The organism is Prevotella sp. P6B1, assembly GCF_000702825.1.
Lineage (GTDB): Bacteria > Bacteroidota > Bacteroidia > Bacteroidales > Bacteroidaceae > Prevotella.
In genome coordinates this window covers 370,220-390,304 of the sequence record NZ_JNKF01000011.1, presented here as the reverse complement: position 1 = coordinate 390,304, position 20,085 = coordinate 370,220, and the positions used below count along the sequence as shown (strand labels likewise).

Below are 20,085 nucleotides of genomic sequence, written 5' to 3'. Positions count from 1 at the left end.
AAAGAATTAAGCAAACACGTCCATATTTTGTCGTTTTTTTGTATCTTTGCGGCTCAAAATACAGTGAAGCTGATGAAGAGACTATATATACTGCTGACTTTGATACTACTGATGGTCGGCGCAAACAGCGGATGGGCACAACGCTCAAAATACAATCGTAACCACTCGAAACACCGCACTACACGTGTGGTGAAAAAGCATAAGAAAAGTAAGAAAACAAGGAAACGTTCGGTAGCTAACTACCGCCCTGACCCACGATTGCTTGATCCTGACTACGATCCTTTTCTGCAATGCGAGGATACGTGCAGCCATGTACACGGCATAGACCTGTCGCACTATCAGGGCGAGGTGTTCTGGGAAACGGTGGGTGAGAATACCAAGATGGCTTACGTTTATCTGAAAGCCACTGAAGGCGGCGATCGCATCGACGCCCAGTACGAGCGTAACATCGACCTGGCACATCGCTATGGGCTGAAGGTGGGATCATACCATTTCTTCCGGCCTAAAACACCTGTTATGACACAATTGGAGAATTTTATGACTCAGTGCCGACCAGGCGAGCAGGACCTGATACCAATGATTGACGTGGAAACAACCGGTGGTATGAGCAACGAGGAATTCAGCGACTCACTGCATGCTTTCCTCGACCTCGTAGAGCAGGCCTACCACCAACAGCCGTTGATTTATACCTTCCGCAACTTCTACAACCGCCATCTGGTCGGGCAAATTAACGACTATAAACTCATGATTGCCATGTACACCGATGAGGAACCGGTTCTGATCGATGGGCGCGACATCACTATGTGGCAATACACTAGTCATGGCCGCATAGTAGGCATACGCGGCAGTGTGGACAAAAGCCGATTCTTAGGCCATCACGGACTGAGAGACATCAAATTCAACCACGTTAGGCGGTTGGAGAAGCATGTCTCATTCTTCGATGTGCGTCAGCGAATGGGCAAATGATGCAAAGAAATTAGTAAAGGCTTCACTTGGAATGAAGCGCATGTAGCGGGCTGATCGCCTGATATGGCTAAACAGCGCCGAACCGTTGTTGGTGTGTACGAAGATACTATCAGACCCTTGTGAGAAATAGAAATCCTGATGGATGGCCGTATATTCAGCCAACTCCTGGGCCACTTGTGCGGTCTTTCGATTGATGTCGGTATCAACAAAGGGGATGTCCTTAGGTTCAAAGCCGAGCAAATCTATGAGCAGGGCGGCCTCGAGCTGGGCCATCTGCTGGAAGCGCAACTTACGGAGCCACTCTGCCAATTCTGTATAATCTGCTTTTGGTCCTTGTTCACGCAGCGACACGCCTAATTCTACCAATCGCCGTAATGGCAAACCCTCGTTCAGAATACGACGTGCAATACTGATGATTTGTATGAGTACCCGACGAGTCTGCAGATCGGACGTCTCGTCGTCGAGAATGTTCTGCAACTGGCGGTTGAGTATCGGATTGGTTAGTTTATCAGGGCGCAGCAGTTCGTCGTCGTCCAGATCCTCCAAACGGGCGTGGGTCAGCTCCCACTGCCCCCACTGACCATCGGTCATGTGGAGCGTAAACTGATTCTTACACTTGAGCAAACCCTGATAAGCATAAGGCTGCACATCAAGCAGAACTGCCAACTGATGAAGTTTGTCCCACTTGCACACCGACATGGGTTCCAGCGTTTCAGTGGTCTGGAATACGCCACATCGCAATAATCGGAACAGGTTGCGCTGAATGATATTCATGAGTAACGTTTAGGATAACGAAACAGAATAGACAAAATGGCGGCAATACCGAGTGCGAACGGATAGTAGAGATAGGGCACAATGGCAACGGGATTGACTGAAGCCAGACCAGCAGCTATCAGCAATTGGGCACCATATGGAATGAGTCCCTGAACAGTACACGAGAACGTATCGAGAATCGATGCACATTTCTTATTATCAACACCATAACGGTCGCCAATGCGCTTGGCGATATCACCCACAGTGAGAATAGCCACCGTATTGTTGGCAGTACATATATCGACCAGCGATACCAGTGTAGCGATACTAAGTTCGGCACCACGCTTACTGTTAACACGACGCGTGAGCTGCTGGATGATAAAGTCGATACCGCCCTGCTGACGGATGAGTTCAAGCATACCGCCAGCCATCATGGTGACGATAATCAGCTCGCCCATCGACAGGATACCATCACCCATCGCTCCAAACCAACCGTAGAGATTGAATGAGCCCGTTAACAGACCGATGGCACCACATAGCACGATACCCAACGTGAGCACAGCCATCACGTTCATTCCGTAGATGGCGGTAGCGAGCACAGTGAGGTAGGGGATGACCTTCACCCACTGTACCACTTCTATTTGCTGGGGCGCAGCTGTGTGCTGACCTAAGAATACATATACAATCAGGATGACCACAGCAGCAGGCACCACAATAAAGGCATTTACACGGAACTTATCGCTAAGGCGGCAGCCCTGCGTCTGCGTGGCCATAATGGTGGTGTCGGAAATAAACGACAGGTTGTCACCAAAGAACGAACCGCCCACTATGATGGCTGTCATCATAGCTAAACTAACATCAGTTTCCTGCGCAAGTCCCACGGCTATCGGTGTAAGCGCAGCAATAGTACCTACACTGGTTCCAATACTAAGCGAGATAAAACAGGCGGCTAAGAACAGGCCTGCAAAAATCATAGAAGGCGGTAACAGACTGAGCGCCAGATTAACAGTCGCATCGATGCTACCCATGGCTTTGGCCGAATGGGCAAATGCGCCTGCAAGAACGAATATCCAGATCATCAGCATCATCTGTTCGGTGGCGGCACCACGGCTGTAGCTGTTGATACGGTGCATAAGCGGTCGGTCGCCAAACACACAAATGGAATAGATACTCGACACCATAAAGGCTACAGTAATGGGAATCTTGTAAAAGTCACCAGCGATGATGCTGGTGACCAGATAAAATAAGATAAACACCACGATGGGTGATAATGCGATAAATCCTTTCTTCACGTTTTTATTACAATGTTACACCATTCTTGAAAATGGATATTTCACGATAATCGTTGGCCTCGTTCATAGCTTTCTCGCCGCTTGCCACAGCCAATACTTTGTCGATAAACTCAGGTACAAGCTCGGGCATGGTGCGACCTTCGATAAGCTGACCGGCCGAGAAATCGATCCAGTTCTGCTTGCGACGGGCCAAATCGGGGTTGGTGGCAACCTTCATGGTGGGCACAAAGGTACCGAAAGGTGTGCCACGACCAGTGGTGAACAGCACCAGGTGGCAACCACAAGAGGCGAGGGCAGTAGCGGCCACAAGGTCGTTGCCAGGAGCCGACAGCAGGTTTAATCCAGGATTCTGCAGGCGATCGCCATATTCCATCACACCGCTCACAGGAGCCTTACCACACTTCTGGGTGCAGCCAAGCGCCTTATCCTCAAGGGTTGAGATACCACCGGCCTTATTACCAGGACTGGGGTTCTCGCCTACGGGCTCGCCGTGCGACAGGAAGTAATTCTTAAAGTTATTGATCATCGAGACGGTCTGATTGAACAGATTCTCGGTGGTACAACGGTTCATGAGGATGGTCTCGGCACCAAACATCTCGGGCACCTCAGTGAGTACAGAGGTTCCGCCCTGGGCCACGAGCCAGTCGCTGAATTCACCTACAAGCGGATTGGCCGTAATGCCAGAGAAGCCATCAGAGCCACCGCACTTCAGACCGACGCGCAACTTGCTGACAGGCACCTCGGTGCGTACATCCTGACGGGCAAGGTCGTAAAGCTCGCGCAGCATCTCCATTCCAGTTTCCATCTCATCATCAACACGCTGTGTGACGAGCAACTTGATGCGCTCATGATCGTAATCGCCCAGCATCTTCATAAAGTCCTCAGGCTGGTTGTTCTCGCAACCCAAACTCAGCACCAGTACGGCTCCGGCATTGGGGTGCAGACAGATGTCGCGCAGCACTTTGCGGGTATTCTCATGGTCCTCAGAGAGCTGAGAGCAGCCATAATTATGATGCCAGGCATAAATAGCATCAACGCCTTGTTCACCTGTCTCAGCACGCAATTCCTTGACCAGGCGCTCTGCTATACCATTGACACAGCCCACAGTGGGCACAACCCAGATCTCGTTGCGGATACCCACTTCGCCATTCTTACGTACATAACCCTTAAAGGTCCGGTTTTCAGAATTATACTTAAGTGGCTCGCTTACAGGATTATATGTATACTCGAGCGTACCTGACAGATTGGTCTTCAGGTTATTCTCGTTTACCCAGTCACCAGCCTTCAGGTCGGTCATTGCGTGACCGATAGGGTAGCCATACTTAATGATGTCAGTGCCCTGGGCAACATCGTTAATAAGCACTTTGTGACCAGCAGGAGTGTCCTGATTTACAACAATCTGTTTGCCGTCGATGTCGATGATATCGCCCTTTTTCTTGGGCTGCAGACATACCACCACCGAGTCGGCGGGATTAATCTTTAAAAATGTAGCTTGTTCCATTTTTTACGTTATACTTTATTATTTGTTTTAGTTTAAATTGCCGTTCTGCGATAGAAATCAACATTCTCTTTGGTCAGAATCTCAATGGGCATATAGTTTACTGGATTGACAGCACGCTTCATGACGATGGCATTGAACAGCGCATCGACGCTGGCATAGCCCTGCTGGTAGGCATGCTGCGCAATCAGGAACGAGATGCTGCCCTTGCGTACGCACTCCTCGTTCTTGGCCACCATATCGTAGCCCATGATCTGTACATTCCGACGGTTACTCTTCTGCAGGAACTCACCCACAATATGCGCCTTCGAGTTGAAGGTTATACAATGATGTACGTGCGGGTGCGTAGAGAAGAATTTCTCGAGGATGCCGTCATATTCCATGTGGTCCTCGTCGAGTGGCAGGTCCACTTCGGTAATCTTGATCTTCGGGAAGTGGTCGACCATGTAGTGACGGAATCCCGTCTCACGGTTGGCCTGCTGTTTAGAGCCCACAATACCATCGCGTGTCTGTTTCATCAGCGCAATCTCTTTCTCCTTGTTAGCAATGAGCATCAGCATCTTGGCGGCGAAATAGCCACTGGCGAAAGAGTCCTGTCCGAAGAACGACAGGGGCTTCAAGTCGGGCATATATGAGTCGAGTAGCACATAAGGGATATTGCGCTCGGTAAGTTTCTCGGTGAATCGGGCCGTCTGCTCCAAGGTTGCCGGCACAATGATGACACCATCAATCTTAGCGGTGAACAACTCGCGTACCATTTTGGTGAATGCAGGCGGATTGAAACGCTCGTAATAAATAAACTTGAGTTTGATGCCGAAATCGCGACGGAACTCGGTGCATGCAGCTGCGCCTTCTTCGATTTCGTCCCAATAAGCTTCCTGTTCGTGTTTTGGTAGTACGCAATAAAAGGTGTATTCCTTATTATAGGCAAGCGCCGAAGCATACATATTGGGGCGGTAGTCCATTTCCTCAAGGGCCTTGTTCACCTTCTCCAACGCTGTTTTCGATACGTTGGGGCGATTGTGAAGCACACGGTCGACCGTTCCTGTAGATACACCTGCTCTGGCAGCGATATCCTTAATCGTAATATTTTCCTTTGCCATAAGTTTCAGATATTTTGTGCAAAGGTACACAATTTTTCCGATTCTCCAAATATCTGAGCAAAATATTTAGTTCGAAATCGTTTCCGTAAGTTTTTTGAAACAAAAGCACCGAAATATTTGCGTGGCTCGAAAATTCTTCATATCTTTGCCGCACAAACGAAAAAAAAGATTGAAAATAATTCAAAAAAATCAAACAAAGCAATGGCAAAAATTGTAACTTTGGGCGAGATTATGCTCCGCCTTTCGCCTCAGGGCAACGACCGTTTCATTCAGAGTGAATCTTTCCGCATCATCCCTGGTGGTGGTGAGGCTAACGTAGCTATCTCAGTGGCTAACTATGGTCACGAGGCTTACTTTGTATCTAAGTTGCCTAAGCACGAAATCGGACAGATTGCAGTCAACGCACTGCGCCGTTATGGTGTTAACACCCAGTTCGTAGCTCGTGGTGGCGATCGCGTTGGTTTGTATTATGCTGAGACCGGTGCCTCAATGCGCCCATCAAAAGTTATTTATGATCGCGCTCATTCTTCAATTGCAGAGGCCGATCCTTCTGATTTCGATTTCGATGCTATCATGGAGGGTGCTGCCTGGTTCCACTGGAGCGGTATCACACCTGCTATCAGCGATAAGGCTGCCGAACTGACCAAGCTGGCTTGTGAGGCTGCTAAGCGTCATGGTGTAACCGTATCAGTAGATCTGAACTTCCGCAAGAAGCTCTGGACCAGCGAGAAGGCTATTTCAATCATGCGCCCGCTGATGAAGTATGTTGATGTATGTATCGGTAACGAGGAGGATGCAGAGCTCTGCCTCGGTTTCAAGCCTGATGCTGACGTAGAGGGCGGTCAGACCGATGCTGCCGGCTACGAGGGTATCTTCAAGCAGATGATGAAGGAATTCGGCTTCAAGTATGTGGTTTCTACACTCCGTGAGAGCTACAGCGCTACCTTCAACGGCTGGAAGGCACTCATCTACGACGGTAAGGAGTTCTATCAGTCAAAGCGCTACGAGATCAATCCAATTATCGACCGCGTAGGTGGTGGCGACTCTTTCTCTGGTGGTTTGATTCACGGTCTGCTCACCAAGAAGACACAGGGCGAGGCTCTCGAGTTCGCTGTTGCAGCTTCGGCTCTGAAGCACACCATCAATGGTGACTTCAACTTGGTAAGCGTTGACGAAGTAGAATCACTCGCAGGCGGTAACGCAAACGGTCGAGTTCAGAGATAAATAAGACTATGAAACAGTTTGAATATAAGGTAATCAACTGCGTGATCGGTGTTGAGAAAAAACTCAATCAGTTAGGTTTCGAAGGTTGGGAACTGGTATCTGCCGAGTGTGGTAAGTACATTTTCAAACGTGAATATAAAGAATAAATAGTATGGCTAAATTTGATAAAATAGCAGTCCTGAAGAAGATCGGAGATACCGGTATGGTACCCGTTTTCTATCATAAGGACCTTGAGACCTGCAAAAATGTTGTGAAGGCTTGCTACGAAGGTGGCGTTCGTGCTTTCGAGTTTACAAATCGTGGCGACTTTGCGCAGGAGATTTTCGGCGAGCTGGTAAAGTGGGCCGACAAGGAGTGCCCTGAGCTGGCACTGGGTATCGGTTCTATCGTCGATGCACCTACAGCAGCCATGTACATCCAGCTGGGTGCCTGCTTCGTAGTAGGTCCGTTGCTGAATCCTGACATTGCACCTGTGTGCAACCGTCGTCTCGTACCTTACTGCCCTGGTTGTATGACCGTTTCTGAGATCGGTAAGGCTCAGGAGCTGGGTTGCGACCTGACCAAGGTATTCCCTGGCGATGTGGTTGGTCCTAACATGGTGAAAGGTCTGAAGGCACCAATGCCTTGGTCGAAGATCATGGTGACCGGTGGTGTGGCTCCTGAGGAGGAGAACCTCACCAAGTGGTTCAAGGCAGGTGTATTCTGCGTTGGTATGGGCTCGAAGCTCTTCCCAAGCGACAAGGTAAAGGCTGGCGACTGGCAGTATGTTACCGATAAGTGCAAGGAAGCACTCGGCTACGTAGCCAAAGCTCGCTCATAACATTATATAGGTATCCCTCTCGCTACTGATGGAGTTGGCGGGAGGGACTTTTGCTTTCTAACTAACATGAAACTGTGGCTATTAGTCATCTCAACCTTACTCATATCAGCCTGTTCGCGCCCTGATAGGCAAGCGGTGGACAAGCTGAACGACCGTTCTTATGCCTATCACTACCGACAGATTGATTCTACCGAAGCTCTCGCACGACGCTCGTACGAGTTGGCCGCCAACTATCCGGCCGGTCGCGCAGAGGCTCTTAACAATATGGCATTCGTCAATATCGTACGTATGCGATACGACGAAGCCGAAAAGCAACTGAACGAGGCTATCGAGACGACCGACAACCAGTTGCAACAACTCATCGCTTACGTACAGCAGATGCGCTTGTGCCAGCGTCGCTCCCGCAATCGTGAGTTCCACGAATACCGTGAGAAGGCGAATCGTACACTGATGCGTATCGACGAGGAGCGCGACCAGCTGAACGAAAGCGATATGCGGCAGTTGCTCTATGCCGAGACTGAGTATGCCATTGTCAACTCTACCTACTATTATTATGTAGGACTGGAACAACAGTCGATTGATGCGCTGGAAGCCATCAATCCAGAAGAGGTTCAGCGCGATACGGCGCAGTACTTAAACTATCTCTATAACATCGGTGCGGGCGGTATCATCACGCAAGGCTCGCAACAGGAAATCAATCAGGAGGAGTTCGACAAGCTGATGCGCTGTTTCCTGACGGCTCGCAAGGGCAACTACCCATATTTTGCCGCCAATGCGCTCGAGGCATTGTCGGAGCACCTGATGGATCCAGAGAGCCGTCGCCAGCTAATGATCGACAATCTGCCAGCCATGAAGTTCATCAACCCTGTGGGCATCGACGAGGAGATGCTGGCAGGATTCCTTGCCGAGAATGCGCTGACCATCTTTGAGCGCTATGGCGATGTGTATCAGATTGCGGGTGCCTACCGTACCTTGGCATCGTGCTATCGACAGATAGGCGACTATCAGTCGGCCCTCTATAACCTGGAGCAGGCGCTATCCGACAGCATCATCAACCAGGCCCCCGACCTGGTGGCCTCAATCCGTGAACAGCTCAGTGTGGCTTATGCCGCTATCGACGATAAACAGCAGAGCGACGAGAACCGTAATCTCTATCTCGACTTGCAGGAAACTACCCGCCAGGACCGCCAGCTCGAGGCGCGTGCCTCGCAGTACGAGCACCAGTTGTCGCAGCTCAATCTGATGCTGATAGCTGTTGTGGCAGCCATTGTGTTGCTGCTCTTCTCGCTCTGGCTGTTCAACTACCTGAACAAGAAACAGCCCAAGCCTGAGGACGAGGACAGCATGATGGAACAGAAGAGCGAGGAACTGGCAGCCAAACTGCTACAGGTAGAGAACAATGAACGTCGCAATCTGGAGCAGCGTGCCAAGGTGTCGCTCATCTGTAACATCACACCATTCATCGACCGTATGCTCCACGAGATAGCACGTATGCAGTCGGATTGTGCTGACCGCGAGGAGCGCCTAACATATGTACGCGAACTCATCGCCCAAATCAACGACTATAACGATGTACTGACGTACTGGATACAGTTGCGTCAAGGCGAGTTGTCGCTACACATCGAGAGCTTCCCCTTGCAGCAGCTGTTCGATGTGCTGCATAAGGGACACACCTCGTTCCAGATGAAGGGCGTTGAACTACAGGTAGAGCCCACCGAGGCTGTGGTTAAGGCCGACCGCGTGCTGACCCTGTTCATGCTGAACACGCTGGCCGACAATGCACGAAAGTTTACCGAAAAGGATGGCAAGGTAAGCGTGAAGGCCATCCAGACCGACAGCTATGTGGAAATATCAGTCGAGGATACGGGTATGGGTATGGACGAGGAACAGCTGGCACATCTGTTTGACCATAAGATTGTAGAAGGTCATGGTTTCGGTTTGTTGAACTGCAAGGGTATCATCGAGAAATACCGAAAGATCAGTCAAATATTCTCCGTCTGCCAAATTGGAGCCACCAGCGCGCTGGGTATAGGCTCGCGCCTGTGGTTCCGGCTGCCGAAGGGTATCGCCCGCATACTGATATTATTAGGACTGCTACAGATGTCAGCAGGCACGTTGCAAGCACAGCCTGACACGCCAGTGAACTTGCCACAGGAGCAGGAAATCGATGCCCTTGGTATGGCAAGTATCTATTCCGACTCGGCCTACTTCAGCAATATCAACGGCAACTACGAACGTACGTTGAAGTTTGCCGACACATGCCGCTACTACCTGAATCGACACTATCTTCAGCAGGTGCCTCACGGCCGCTATCTGATGCGACCAATGGGCAATCAGTCGCTGCTGCCACCTGAAATCAAGTGGTTCCACGATAATCTCAACACCAACTACCACATCATTCTCGACATCCGTAACGAGAGCGCAGTAGCAGCATTGGCATTGCACGAATGGCAGCTTTACAGCTACAATAACCGCATCTATACGCAGTTGTTCAAGGAGATGTCGGCCGACGATACTTTGGGCGAATACTGCAGCACCATGCAGCAGTCGCAGACCAACAAGACCATCGCCATCATCCTGCTGGTACTATTGCTGATAGCCATTGTGCCGGCATACTATCTGCTGTACTACCGTCATCGACTGTATGAGCGTTTCGTACGTGAGCAGCAGCGTAAGACCGATCTGGAGCTGTTGAACGACGAACTGCGCAAGGCGGAGCTCGACGATAGTAATCTGCACGTGTCGAATGCAGTACTCGACAACTGTCTCTCAGCACTGAAACACGAGACGATGTATTACCCCTCGCGCATCCAGCAGTTGCTCGACACGGGTGATATGGAGTCGCTGAGCGAGGTAGCCAACTACTATCGCGAGCTCTATGGCGTGCTGAGTCAGCAGGCGCAACGACAGGCCGACCGTGTGCATCTGCACCTGAAGCCCTTGCACAATGATATCCTCGGCGACGAAACCTTGGTACGCTATCTGTTCGACATCCTGCGAAAGATTGCCGGAAAGAAACTGGCGCCCGAATATACCAGGCGCGAGGGCTATATCGAGGTGCGGGTACCCATGCCGGCACTACAGCTCTCGGAGGCCGAGGCTGCATCGCTTTTCACGCCCTCGAAGGACCATCTGCCATATCTGCTCTGCCGACAGATAGTGCGCGACTTAGGCGAGGCCACCAACCGTCGCGGTTGTGGTATCTATGCAACTATTCATGACAATACAACATATATGATCATAACATTACCAAGCGTATGGAAAATTTCAAAGTAATCATAGTAGAGGATGTGCCCCTGGAACTGAAGGGCACATTAGGCATCGTGAAAACCGACATCCCTGAGGCCGAGGTCATCGGTACTGCAGAGAACGAGCAGGCCTACTGGCGCCTGTTGAAACAGGAGAAGCCTGACCTGGTACTGCTCGACTTGGGACTGGGCGGTTCAACCACCGTGGGTGTCGAGATATGCCGTCACACCAAGGAGATGCATCCCGATGTAAAAGTACTGATCTTCACGGGTGAGATTCTGAACGAGAAACTTTGGGTTGATGTGCTCGACGCTGGCGCCGATGGCATCATCCTGAAGACAGGCGAACTGCTGACACGCCGCGATGTATCGGCCGTGATGGACGGCAAACAGCTGGTGTTCAACGAGCCGATTCTCGAGAAGATCGTAGAGCGATTCAAGCGCGCCGTGAGTGGCGAACTGGTAAAGCAGGAGGCCTTGGTTAACTATGAGATTGACGAGTACGACGAGCGTTTCCTGCGCCATCTGGCACTGGGCTACACCAAGGAGCAGATCACTAATCTGCGCGGCATGCCATTCGGTGTAAAGAGCCTGGAGAAACGTCAGAACGAACTCATCCAGAAACTCTTCCCAGAGGGTGCTGGCGGTATCAATGCCACCCGTCTGGTGGTTCGTGCCCTCGAGCTCCGTATTCTCGACATCGATAATTTAGAGGCTGATGAAGAGTAGTCGTGTGTGCGTGGTGCTGATGATAGCCGAGTGCGTGCTGATCATCGTGTCGTGGTTGCTATCGGCAGCCCGATTGGAAGGCGTGCGCTCCATGCTCTCGTCGGAGGGCATCCGCTGGTTCATCGGCAATTTCTCCACAATCATGGCAAGTCCCTTGCTGGCTTGGCTGTTGCTGGCACTCATTGCCGGCGGCAGTCTGCAGCAGAGTGGGGTGGTAGAACACTTCATGACCAAGGGCGAGGCCTCGTTCCGCAATCGCTTGGCACTGCGCGTATCGGCAGTGTTCCTGGCGCTCTACACCATCGTTATCTGTATGCTCACACTGCTGCCGCACGCCATCCTGCTATCGGTCAAGGGCGGACTATTTCCGTCGGCATTCAGCCGCAGTATCGTGCCCATCGTATGTTTCGGCATCACCCTGTTCTCGGTGGTCTATGGCGTGATGTCAGGACGCCATCAAAAAGGAGAAGATGTACTCAACATCCTCTCCTATGGACTACGTCAGGGAGCCTCCCTGATCGTGATTTACATCTTTGCTATCCAGCTCTACGCCTCGTTACGATTCGTGTTCGGATAGCTGTTTAATTCACTTCTTCAACAGTTTCTCCAAGCGCTTATACTCCTTCTTGGTGAGGCGCATAAACGAGCCGTGCTGTGGAGCTTTCACACCCTCTATATTGCGGGGTGAGTGGAAGTTACGCATATATTCATCGGCCAGACACAGACGGTAGTTCTTGGGATTCGACGAATACTCGATATAGGCAATGACCCAGGTCTTCTGACCAGGCAACTGGAAAGCGCTTACACCTTCGCAGTTCTTATTACCCTCGAAGTTCACGTAGTCGTCCTCAACAGGTTCACCCCAAGGACCGGTGAGTGCAGGAGCCGTAGCTGTAAACAGTCCTGGCTTACCACCTTCCTTCTTAATCATCATGTGCCACTTCTGGTCGGCCTCAACCCAGTTGATGTCGGCATCAATGGTAGCATAGCCCCAATCGAACAGCAACTTAGGCTGCGTCAGCGTGGTAAAAGTTTCATCGGCATGCGAGTAATACATACGGTCGTAGTGGTCCTCGCCACGGTTACGCATCGAGTAATAAACCATGTAGCCGCCCTTTTTGCCGTTAGGCCATACAAAATCCTCATCCCACACAATCTGTGGAGCCCACACGCGATTGATGGTGCTCCAGTTCTTATATACGCTGGGATCGTCAGGATTTGAGAAAATGGATGGACCCTTGCGATAGTCGAACGTCACCGATTCCCAGTGAATCAGGTCGTCGCTGTGCAGCAGGTCGATTCCATAGTTATCCCAGGTTTCCACCTTACCTAAGCGTTTTCGGGCGCCCACGTTCATATCGGTACAAACCATCAGATAGCCCTTGCCGTCATGCTTACGACAGATGTAGGCATCGCGTGTAGCGCCCTCGATACGGGCGTGTTCGGCATCGCTGAAGATAGAGTCGCCGTTCAGCAGATCCTGATAGTGGAAGCCGTCGCGACTCAGCGCATAAGCGGTCCATGCACGACCGTGTTCATTCATGTGACAATACAGAAAACCGTAGTCGCCCTTCTGCAGATTGCCTTTCTGGGCAAAACTCATACATGGTACACCCAACATCAATACCACGATCATCCCTAAAATTCTCTTTCTCATAAATGTACTTGTCTTAGTTATTATTATTCATTTTTTTACCCTAATACTAAAGCTGCCATACCCTGACACTAACCCTGCGATACCCTAATACTATCGCAGGGTTAGTGTGATACTAAAGGGCCAGCAGGTTTCCTATCTGGAACACCAGCATACTGCATACCCAGGCCACTACCGTGGTATAGATGGCGGCAAAGCCTGCCCAGCGCCAGGAACCCGTCTCGTGCTTGATGGCTGCAATGGTGGCGATACATGGGAAGTAGAGCAGGATGAAGATGAGATAGGCGTAGGCAGCTGTAGGCGTGATACCTTCCTGCAGCATTGCCTGGCGCAGATGCGTATATTTCTCGTTATCATCGCTGAAAGTGTCATCATCGCCAAACGAATCGTCGCCACTATACAGTACGCCGATGGTTGAAGCCACGATCTCCTTGGCACCTACACCGGCCAACAGCGATACATCGAGCTTCCAGTTGAAGCCCTGAGGAGCAAAAACGGGCTCGATGGTCTTACCCATACGGCCGATGTAGCTCTGCTCTTGCTGCTGCTCGCGAGTAAGTTCCTCGTTGTGCGGGAAATAGCCTAATGCCCAGACGATGACGCTGGCCACGAGGATAATGCCTCCCATCTTCTTCAGATACTCCTTACCTTTCTCCCACGTGTGGCGCCAGATGGCTTTTGGTGTTGGCCAGCGATAAGGCGGCAGTTCCATCACAAACGGTGTGTCCTCGCCCTTGATAACAAGCGATGAGAAGATTTTGCTGACAAATACCGACACCACGATGCCGATGGCGTAGAGCGACAACAGCACCCACGAGCGATACTGCAACGAGAAGAACGTGCCGGCTATCATGATATAGATTGGCAGGCGGGCCGAGCACGACATAAACGGCAGAATCATCATCGTGATGATACGCGAACGACGGCTCTCGATGGTACGGGTAGCCATCACAGCAGGCACGTTACATCCGAAGCCCATAATGAGCGGTATAAACGACTTGCCGTGCAGTCCCATCTTGTGCATCAGCTTATCCATGATAAAGGCAGCACGCGCCATATAGCCCGAATCCTCCATCAGCGAGATAAAGAAGTAAAGAATCAGAATCTGAGGCAGGAATACAATCACACTGCCCACACCACCAATCACACCATCTACAAGCATCGCCTTCAGCGGACCATCGTTCATGCCCTCGCTAATCTTCTCGCCCAGCCAGGCTACACCTTCCTCAATCCAGTCCATTGGGTACTGCCCCAACGTAAAGGTGGTCTGGAACATCACGTAGAGCAACAGGAAGAAGATGGGGAATCCCAGGTACTTGTGCGACAGCAAGCCGTCGATACGATGGGTCATCTTATACGTGTCTTTCTTGTGCCCGGTCTTGTAGTCAGCCTCCTTCAGTGCACCATTGATAAAGCCGTACTTGGCATCCATGATAGCTGTCTCAGAGTCGCTGCCAGTCTCTTCCTTCACGCGTGCCGAAGCTTTATCACGCTCGGTAGCCAGATGCTGGAAGTCGTGCATGCGCTGTTCACCAGCCATGTGCGTGCCTAAGTAGTCGAGCACCTGACTATCGTGCTCCAACAGCTTCAGCGCCAGATAGCGGGTAGAGTAGTGCTGGGTGATATGTTCATCAGCCTTCAGATACTTCTGGATGTGCGAGATGCCATCCTCAATCTCATGACCGTAGTTGATGTGCAAATGGCGTGAGAACTTACTGGTTCCCTCGTAAACCTGAATAACGGCACGAAACAACTCCTTAACGCCCATGCCGTTCTTAAACGATGTAGGCACCATTGGTGTACCAAACAGCGTACTCAGCGTATCGAGGTCGACATGATCGCCACGACGCTCAAATTCGTCGTACATATTGAGTGCGCACACCATGCGGATATTCATATCAACCAGCTGGGTGGTGAGATAGAGGTTGCGCTCTAAGTTTGACGAGTCGATAACATTGATTACCACATCAGGCATCCTCTCAGTAAGATGTTCGCGCACATAGAGTTCCTCAGGCGAATAGCACGAGAGTGAATAAGTACCAGGCAGGTCGGTAAGATTAAACTCGTAGCCGAACATCGAAGCATGAGCTTCAGTAGCATCAACAGTCACACCAGAATAGTTACCCACATGACCATGAGCACCAGAGGCGTAGTTAAACAACGATGTCTTACCGCAGTTAGGATTGCCCACCAGCGCTACATTGATGGTACGACGCTCTTTCATGGCCTCATGGCGGATGTAATCGTCTTCATGTCGATGACTATCGGTAGCAAGATGGCTGAACGTCGTCTCTTCCAATGGTGTATCGGCCGACACCACCTCTATGTTGTCAGCCTCCTGGTGGCGCAGGCTCACTTCGTAGCCCATCAGTTTATATTTCACAGGATCCTGTAAGGGTGCGTTCAGCAGCACTTCAACCTCCTGACCGCGAATAAACCCCATCTCGATGATGCGCTTACGGAATCCACCGTGCCCCAGCACCTTGACGATAATACCCTTTTCTCCTGTCTTCAGTTCCGATAATTTCATAACTCATTCATTTTGAGTGCAAAGGTACGAAAAAAAACTTGCAACTCGATTGCAAAGAGTCGCAAGTTTTTTAAAATACCTAAAAATAATGATGGTTTTATTCTGTTTCGAAATAGTTCTCGAGCTCTGCTCGTGCACTTCCTTCGGCATTAGCCAGATCACGAACGATATGACCTTTCTCCAGCAACGCTATTCTTGAAGATATATCGATGGTGTGTGCCAGGTTGTGACTCGACACCAGGATAGTAGCGCCTGTCTGCTTGTTGTAATCGGTGAGCACATGCTTCAGCACATTCTGGCTCGATGGATCGAGGAAGTTGAAGGGCTCATCAAGAATCACCAGCTTAGGGCGATTGAAGAGGGCAGAGATGATACCAACCTTCTGCTTGTTACCAGCAGAGAGGTTGCGGATCAGTTTCTTCTGTCCGAAGATCTCGCCTGCAGCCAGACGTTCAAAATCCTTCAGACGCTCATCGACCTGTGCCTGCGTCATATTGGTAATCTTGCCGATAAAGGCGAAATACTCCTCAGGCGTCAGGAAATCGATCAGGAATCCCTCGTCGATGTACGAACCGGTAGCCACTTTCCATTCCTCGCTTTCAGCGGGATTGATGCCATCGAGGGCTACTTCGCCTTCATCAGGCTTCAGCAGATCGAGCAGCATGCGGAAGAGCGTAGTCTTTCCGGCTCCGTTATTACCCACAAGACCGAGGATGTCGCCATCATTCACCTGGAACCGTTCGATATCACAGGCAACGGTCTTGCCAAACGCTTTCTTCAAATGGTTGATTGTAATCATATCATTACGTTTTACTATTCGTTATTTTCTAATCACTATTCACTATACAATGCCTTTTCCGTGGCAGTTCTTGAACTTCTTACCTGAGCCACAGGGACATGGATCATTGCGTCCGGGCAACTTATCCTTGACGATAGGCTCGTGGCTCTGCTGAGCGCGAGTATCGTGCTGAGCGGCTGTCTGCTGGTTACGGTCAACCAACTGCTCCTCAGCTACATTCTGCTTGCTCTCGGTGTACTGCTGGCGCTGGGTGTGCTGCTCGGGAGCTGCCTCCTGAACCTGCTGCTGCATCTCAGGAATCTGACCACGAGTCAGGATTGAACAGATACGGTTGTACATCTCATTGATCATCTCATCCCATACCTTAGCCGATTCGAGCTTGAAGATCAGCAGAGGATCCTTCTGCTCGTAGCTGGCGTTCTGTACAGAGTGCTTCAGTTCGTCGAGCTGACGGAGATTCTCCTTCCAGCTCTCGTCGATAACGTGCAACAGGATGCTCTTCTCAAACTCCTTCACAATGCTCTTACCCTCAGTCTCGTAAGCCTCCTTCAGGTTACATGGGATGTTATAGATCTTACGGCCATCGGTGATAGGCACCATGATACGCTGATAAATCTGCCCCTGATTCTCGTAAACCTGCGTGATGATAGGCATAGCAACGGTCTGGATACGCTCAGTCTTGCGGTTGAAGTTGCCGATAGCTGCCTGGAACGCATTCTCGGTCAGAATCTCACGAGGCTGGTTCAGATATTCCTCGCTACTGAAAAGAACCTCCATTGACAGTACGTGCAGGAACTCCTCCTTACAGCTCTGATAGTCGGCAGAGTTCTCGATGATATTCACCACACGGTCCCAGATGATGTTAGCGATATCCATACCGATACGCTCACCCATCAGGGCGTGACGACGCTTCTCATAGATAACAGTACGCTGCTTGTTCATCACATCATCGTACTCAATCAAGCGCTTACGGATGCCGAAGTTGTTCTCCTCAACCTTCTTCTGGGCGCGCTCAATACTCTTGGAGATCATGGGGCTCTCAATCATCTCACCCTCCTTGAAGCCCAGGCGGTCCATCACAGAGGCGATACGCTCAGAGGCGAACAAACGCATCAGCTTATCCTCGAGTGATACATAGAAGACAGATGAACCTGGGTCACCTTGACGACCGGCACGACCACGCAACTGACGGTCAACACGACGGCTCTCGTGGCGCTCGGTACCGATGATAGCCAAACCACCGGCAGCCTTCACCTCAGGCGAGAGCTTAATATCGGTACCACGGCCAGCCATGTTGGTGGCGATGGTAACGGCACCCTTACCATTGGTGCTCTGACCGGCCAATGCCACGATATCAGCCTCCTTCTGGTGCAGCTTAGCATTCAGCACCTGGTGGGGGATTCCCTCGCGCTTACCAGTCTCTGGATTCACGTACATATCGAGCATACGGCTCAGCAACTCTGAAATCTCTACCGAGGTAGTACCAATCAAGGTTGGACGGCCTTCGTTACGCATCTTCACAACTTCCTCGATCACAGCCTTATACTTCTCACGAGCGGTCTTATATACACGGTCATCCTGATCATTACGGAGAACAGGACGATTGGTAGGAATTTCAACCACATCGAGCTTGTAGATATCCCAGAACTCACCAGCCTCGGTCGAAGCTGTACCGGTCATACCAGCCAGTTTGTGGTACATACGGAAGTAGTTCTGCAGGGTGATGGTAGCGAAAGTCTGGGTAGCAGCTTCTACCTTCACGTGCTCCTTAGCCTCAACAGCCTGGTGCAGTCCGTCGCTCCAGCGGCGACCTTCCATGATACGGCCGGTCTGCTCGTCAACAATCTTCACCTCACCATCAATCACCACGTATTCATCGTCCTTATTGAACATGCAGTAAGCCTTCAGCAACTGCTGCAGGGTGTGTACACGCTCACTCTGAACGGCATAGTGGTTCAACAGCTCGTCTTTCTTGTCCAGACGCTCCTGATCGGTCAGACCTGCCTCAGCCTCAAGAGCAGAGAGTTCTGAGGTGATATCGGGCAACACGAACAGTTCGTTATCGTTCACCTGATTAGCCAACCAGGCAGTACCCTTATCAGTCAGGTCGCATGAGTTCAGCTTCTCATCAACCACGAAGTACAGAGGCTCAACGCACTCTGGCATACGACGGTTGTTGTTCTCCATATAGATATTCTCGGTATTCTGCATACCGGCCTTGATACCTTCCTCTGAGAGGAACTTGATCAGCGGCTTGTTCTTAGGCATGGCCTTGTGCGAACGATAGAGCGACAGGAAACCTTCGTCAAGTTTCTCCTGACCATCTTTCTTATTTCCGGCCTCAATCAGTTTATTACCCTCGGTAATCAGGGTCTTGGCATCGGCCAGATACTGGGTAGCCAGCTGACGCTGAACACCTACCAGTTTCTCTACCAGTGGCTGATATTCCTCAAACATCTGATCGTCGCCTTTGGGGATAGGACCAGAGATAATCAGAGGTGTACGGGCATCGTCAATCAATACTGAGTCGACCTCGTCGACGATGGCGTAGTTATGTGCGCGCTGTACCAGGTCGGCAGGCGAGATAGCCATATTGTCACGCAGATAGTCGAAACCGAACTCGTTGTTGGTACCGAATGTGATATCAGCCTGATAAGCCTTACGACGGGCCTCAGAGTTAGGCTGATGCTTGTCGATACAGTCCACGCTCAGACCATGGAACATATAGAGCGGACCCATCCATTCCGAGTCACGTTTAGCCAGATAGTCGTTCACTGTTACCACGTGAACACCGTTGCCTGTCAGGGCGTTGAGAAACACGGGCAGGGTAGCAACGAGGGTTTTACCTTCACCCGTAGCCATCTCGGCAATCTTACCCTGATGCAGAACTACACCACCGAACAACTGCACGTCGTAGTGTACCATTTCCCACTTCAGGTCGTTACCACCGGCAGTCCAGTGGTTGTGATATATAGCCTTGTCACCATCGATAGTGATGAAGTCCTTCTTAGGGTCACCCGCCAGCTCACGGTCGAAGTCGGTAGCAGTTACTACAGTCTCCTCGTTCTCAGCGAAACGACGGGCAGTTTCCTTCACAATAGCGAATACCTCGGCCATCACTTCGTTCAGGGCCTGCTCGTAAATCTCCAGTACCTCTTTCTCAAGCTTATCGATCTGAGCGAAGATATCGGCACGCTCGTCGATAGGCGTGCTCTCGATAGTGGCCTTTAACTGCTCGATACGGGCCTTCTGCTCGTTGGCAGAGTCCTGTACCTGCTTCTGTAATGTCTTAGTGCGCTGGCGCAAAGCATCGTTATCCAGCTTCTGTACCTCGGGGTAGACAGCTTTCACCTGCTCTACGAGTGGCTGGATAAGTTTCATGTCGCGGCTGGATTTGTCACCGAACAGCGACTTTAATAATTTGTTGAAATTCATATCTAATTTTACTTTTTTACTTATTGTTTATGTA

15 protein-coding genes are annotated in these 20,085 nt (G+C 50.7%); 7 read left to right on the top strand and 8 right to left on the bottom strand.

Annotated features, from left to right (window positions below; translation table 11 throughout):
- Window positions 1–72 precede the first annotated feature (72 nt).
- Complete coding sequence (locus T495_RS0105755) at window positions 73–966, top strand: glycoside hydrolase family 25 protein (RefSeq protein WP_231495059.1); 894 nt, start codon at window positions 73–75, stop codon at window positions 964–966.
- Here T495_RS0105755 and T495_RS0105750 read toward each other — a convergent pair.
- Genes T495_RS0105750 through T495_RS0105735 form a run of 4 tightly spaced genes read right to left on the bottom strand, consistent with a single transcriptional unit; the run spans window position 931 to window position 5,612 of the window.
- On the bottom strand, window positions 931–1,740 hold the full coding sequence (locus T495_RS0105750; RefSeq protein WP_033147924.1) for a hypothetical protein: 810 nt from the start codon (window positions 1,738–1,740) through the stop codon (window positions 931–933). The genes T495_RS0105755 and T495_RS0105750 overlap by 36 nt on opposite strands.
- The gene (locus tag T495_RS0105745) at window positions 1,737–3,011 is read right to left on the bottom strand and encodes a Na+/H+ antiporter NhaC family protein (RefSeq protein WP_033147923.1); all 1,275 of its coding nucleotides are present in this window, start codon (window positions 3,009–3,011) and stop codon (window positions 1,737–1,739) included. The genes T495_RS0105750 and T495_RS0105745 overlap by 4 nt, the downstream gene beginning before the upstream one ends.
- 7 nt (window positions 3,012–3,018) lie before the next feature.
- Complete coding sequence (locus T495_RS0105740) at window positions 3,019–4,512, bottom strand: UxaA family hydrolase (protein WP_033147922.1); 1,494 nt, start codon at window positions 4,510–4,512, stop codon at window positions 3,019–3,021.
- Between the two features lie 32 nt (window positions 4,513–4,544).
- Window positions 4,545–5,612 carry a LacI family DNA-binding transcriptional regulator gene (locus T495_RS0105735; RefSeq protein WP_028903730.1) on the bottom strand — a complete coding sequence of 356 codons (1,068 nt, stop codon included), beginning with the start codon at window positions 5,610–5,612 and terminating at the stop codon, window positions 4,545–4,547.
- A 201-nt stretch (window positions 5,613–5,813) separates the two neighbouring features.
- On the opposite strand from T495_RS0105735, the gene T495_RS0105730 reads away from it, so the two are divergent.
- The 6 genes from T495_RS0105730 (at window position 5,814) to T495_RS0105710 (ending at window position 12,210) form a co-directional block, all read left to right on the top strand.
- The gene (locus T495_RS0105730) at window positions 5,814–6,836 is read left to right on the top strand and encodes a sugar kinase (RefSeq protein ID WP_028903729.1); all 1,023 of its coding nucleotides are present in this window, start codon (window positions 5,814–5,816) and stop codon (window positions 6,834–6,836) included.
- Between the two features lie 8 nt (window positions 6,837–6,844).
- Window positions 6,845–6,982, top strand: coding sequence for a DUF4177 domain-containing protein (locus T495_RS15835; RefSeq protein WP_155267501.1), 138 nt, complete (start codon window positions 6,845–6,847; stop codon window positions 6,980–6,982).
- A gap of 5 nt (window positions 6,983–6,987) precedes the next feature.
- Window positions 6,988–7,656, top strand: a complete 669-nt coding sequence (locus T495_RS0105725; RefSeq protein ID WP_033147921.1) for a bifunctional 4-hydroxy-2-oxoglutarate aldolase/2-dehydro-3-deoxy-phosphogluconate aldolase — start codon at window positions 6,988–6,990, stop codon at window positions 7,654–7,656.
- 66 nt (window positions 7,657–7,722) lie between these two features.
- On the top strand, window positions 7,723–10,932 hold the full coding sequence (locus T495_RS0105720; RefSeq protein ID WP_033147920.1) for a DUF5112 domain-containing protein: 3,210 nt from the start codon (window positions 7,723–7,725) through the stop codon (window positions 10,930–10,932).
- Window positions 10,914–11,633 (top strand): DUF5932 domain-containing protein, encoded by a 720-nt coding sequence (locus T495_RS0105715; protein ID WP_033147919.1) that lies wholly within the window; start codon window positions 10,914–10,916, stop codon window positions 11,631–11,633. Before T495_RS0105720 ends, T495_RS0105715 begins: the two co-directional genes overlap by 19 nt.
- Window positions 11,623–12,210, top strand: coding sequence for an AbgT family transporter (locus tag T495_RS0105710; protein ID WP_033147918.1), 588 nt, complete (start codon window positions 11,623–11,625; stop codon window positions 12,208–12,210). Before T495_RS0105715 ends, T495_RS0105710 begins: the two co-directional genes overlap by 11 nt.
- Window positions 12,211–12,219: 9 nt before the next feature.
- Here the strand turns inward: T495_RS0105710 and T495_RS0105705 are convergent, their stop codons facing one another.
- The 4 genes from T495_RS0105705 to secA all read right to left on the bottom strand — a co-directional run bounded on the left by T495_RS0105705 (window position 12,220) and on the right by secA (window position 20,051).
- Complete coding sequence (locus tag T495_RS0105705) at window positions 12,220–13,290, bottom strand: glycoside hydrolase family 43 protein (RefSeq protein WP_028903724.1); 1,071 nt, start codon at window positions 13,288–13,290, stop codon at window positions 12,220–12,222.
- Window positions 13,291–13,402: 112 nt separating this feature from the next.
- Window positions 13,403–15,817 carry a ferrous iron transport protein B gene (gene feoB / locus T495_RS0105700; protein WP_033147917.1) on the bottom strand — a complete coding sequence of 805 codons (2,415 nt, stop codon included), beginning with the start codon at window positions 15,815–15,817 and terminating at the stop codon, window positions 13,403–13,405.
- A gap of 97 nt (window positions 15,818–15,914) precedes the next feature.
- Complete coding sequence (locus T495_RS0105695; RefSeq protein WP_033147916.1) at window positions 15,915–16,616, bottom strand: ABC transporter ATP-binding protein; 702 nt, start codon at window positions 16,614–16,616, stop codon at window positions 15,915–15,917.
- 42 nt (window positions 16,617–16,658) lie between these two features.
- Complete coding sequence (gene secA, locus T495_RS0105690) at window positions 16,659–20,051, bottom strand: preprotein translocase subunit SecA (RefSeq protein ID WP_033147915.1); 3,393 nt, start codon at window positions 20,049–20,051, stop codon at window positions 16,659–16,661.
- Window positions 20,052–20,085 lie beyond the last annotated feature (34 nt).

Bases quoted from the DNA above. Each gene is read 5' to 3' on its own strand.
- T495_RS0105755 (WP_231495059.1), top strand. From the start codon at position 73: ATGAAGAGACTATATATACTGCTGACTTTGATACTACTGATGGTCGGC.
- T495_RS0105750 (WP_033147924.1), bottom strand. From the start codon at position 1,740: ATGAATATCATTCAGCGCAACCTGTTCCGATTATTGCGATGTGGCGTA.
- T495_RS0105740 (WP_033147922.1), bottom strand. From the start codon at position 4,512: ATGGAACAAGCTACATTTTTAAAGATTAATCCCGCCGACTCGGTGGTG.
- T495_RS0105735 (WP_028903730.1), bottom strand. From the start codon at position 5,612: ATGGCAAAGGAAAATATTACGATTAAGGATATCGCTGCCAGAGCAGGT.
- T495_RS0105730 (WP_028903729.1), top strand. From the start codon at position 5,814: ATGGCAAAAATTGTAACTTTGGGCGAGATTATGCTCCGCCTTTCGCCT.
- T495_RS15835 (WP_155267501.1), top strand. From the start codon at position 6,845: ATGAAACAGTTTGAATATAAGGTAATCAACTGCGTGATCGGTGTTGAG.
- T495_RS0105725 (WP_033147921.1), top strand. From the start codon at position 6,988: ATGGCTAAATTTGATAAAATAGCAGTCCTGAAGAAGATCGGAGATACC.
- T495_RS0105720 (WP_033147920.1), top strand. From the start codon at position 7,723: ATGAAACTGTGGCTATTAGTCATCTCAACCTTACTCATATCAGCCTGT.
- T495_RS0105715 (WP_033147919.1), top strand. From the start codon at position 10,914: ATGGAAAATTTCAAAGTAATCATAGTAGAGGATGTGCCCCTGGAACTG.
- T495_RS0105710 (WP_033147918.1), top strand. From the start codon at position 11,623: ATGAAGAGTAGTCGTGTGTGCGTGGTGCTGATGATAGCCGAGTGCGTG.
- T495_RS0105705 (WP_028903724.1), bottom strand. From the start codon at position 13,290: ATGAGAAAGAGAATTTTAGGGATGATCGTGGTATTGATGTTGGGTGTA.
- feoB (WP_033147917.1), bottom strand. From the start codon at position 15,817: ATGAAATTATCGGAACTGAAGACAGGAGAAAAGGGTATTATCGTCAAG.
- T495_RS0105695 (WP_033147916.1), bottom strand. From the start codon at position 16,616: ATGATTACAATCAACCATTTGAAGAAAGCGTTTGGCAAGACCGTTGCC.
- secA (WP_033147915.1), bottom strand. From the start codon at position 20,051: ATGAATTTCAACAAATTATTAAAGTCGCTGTTCGGTGACAAATCCAGC.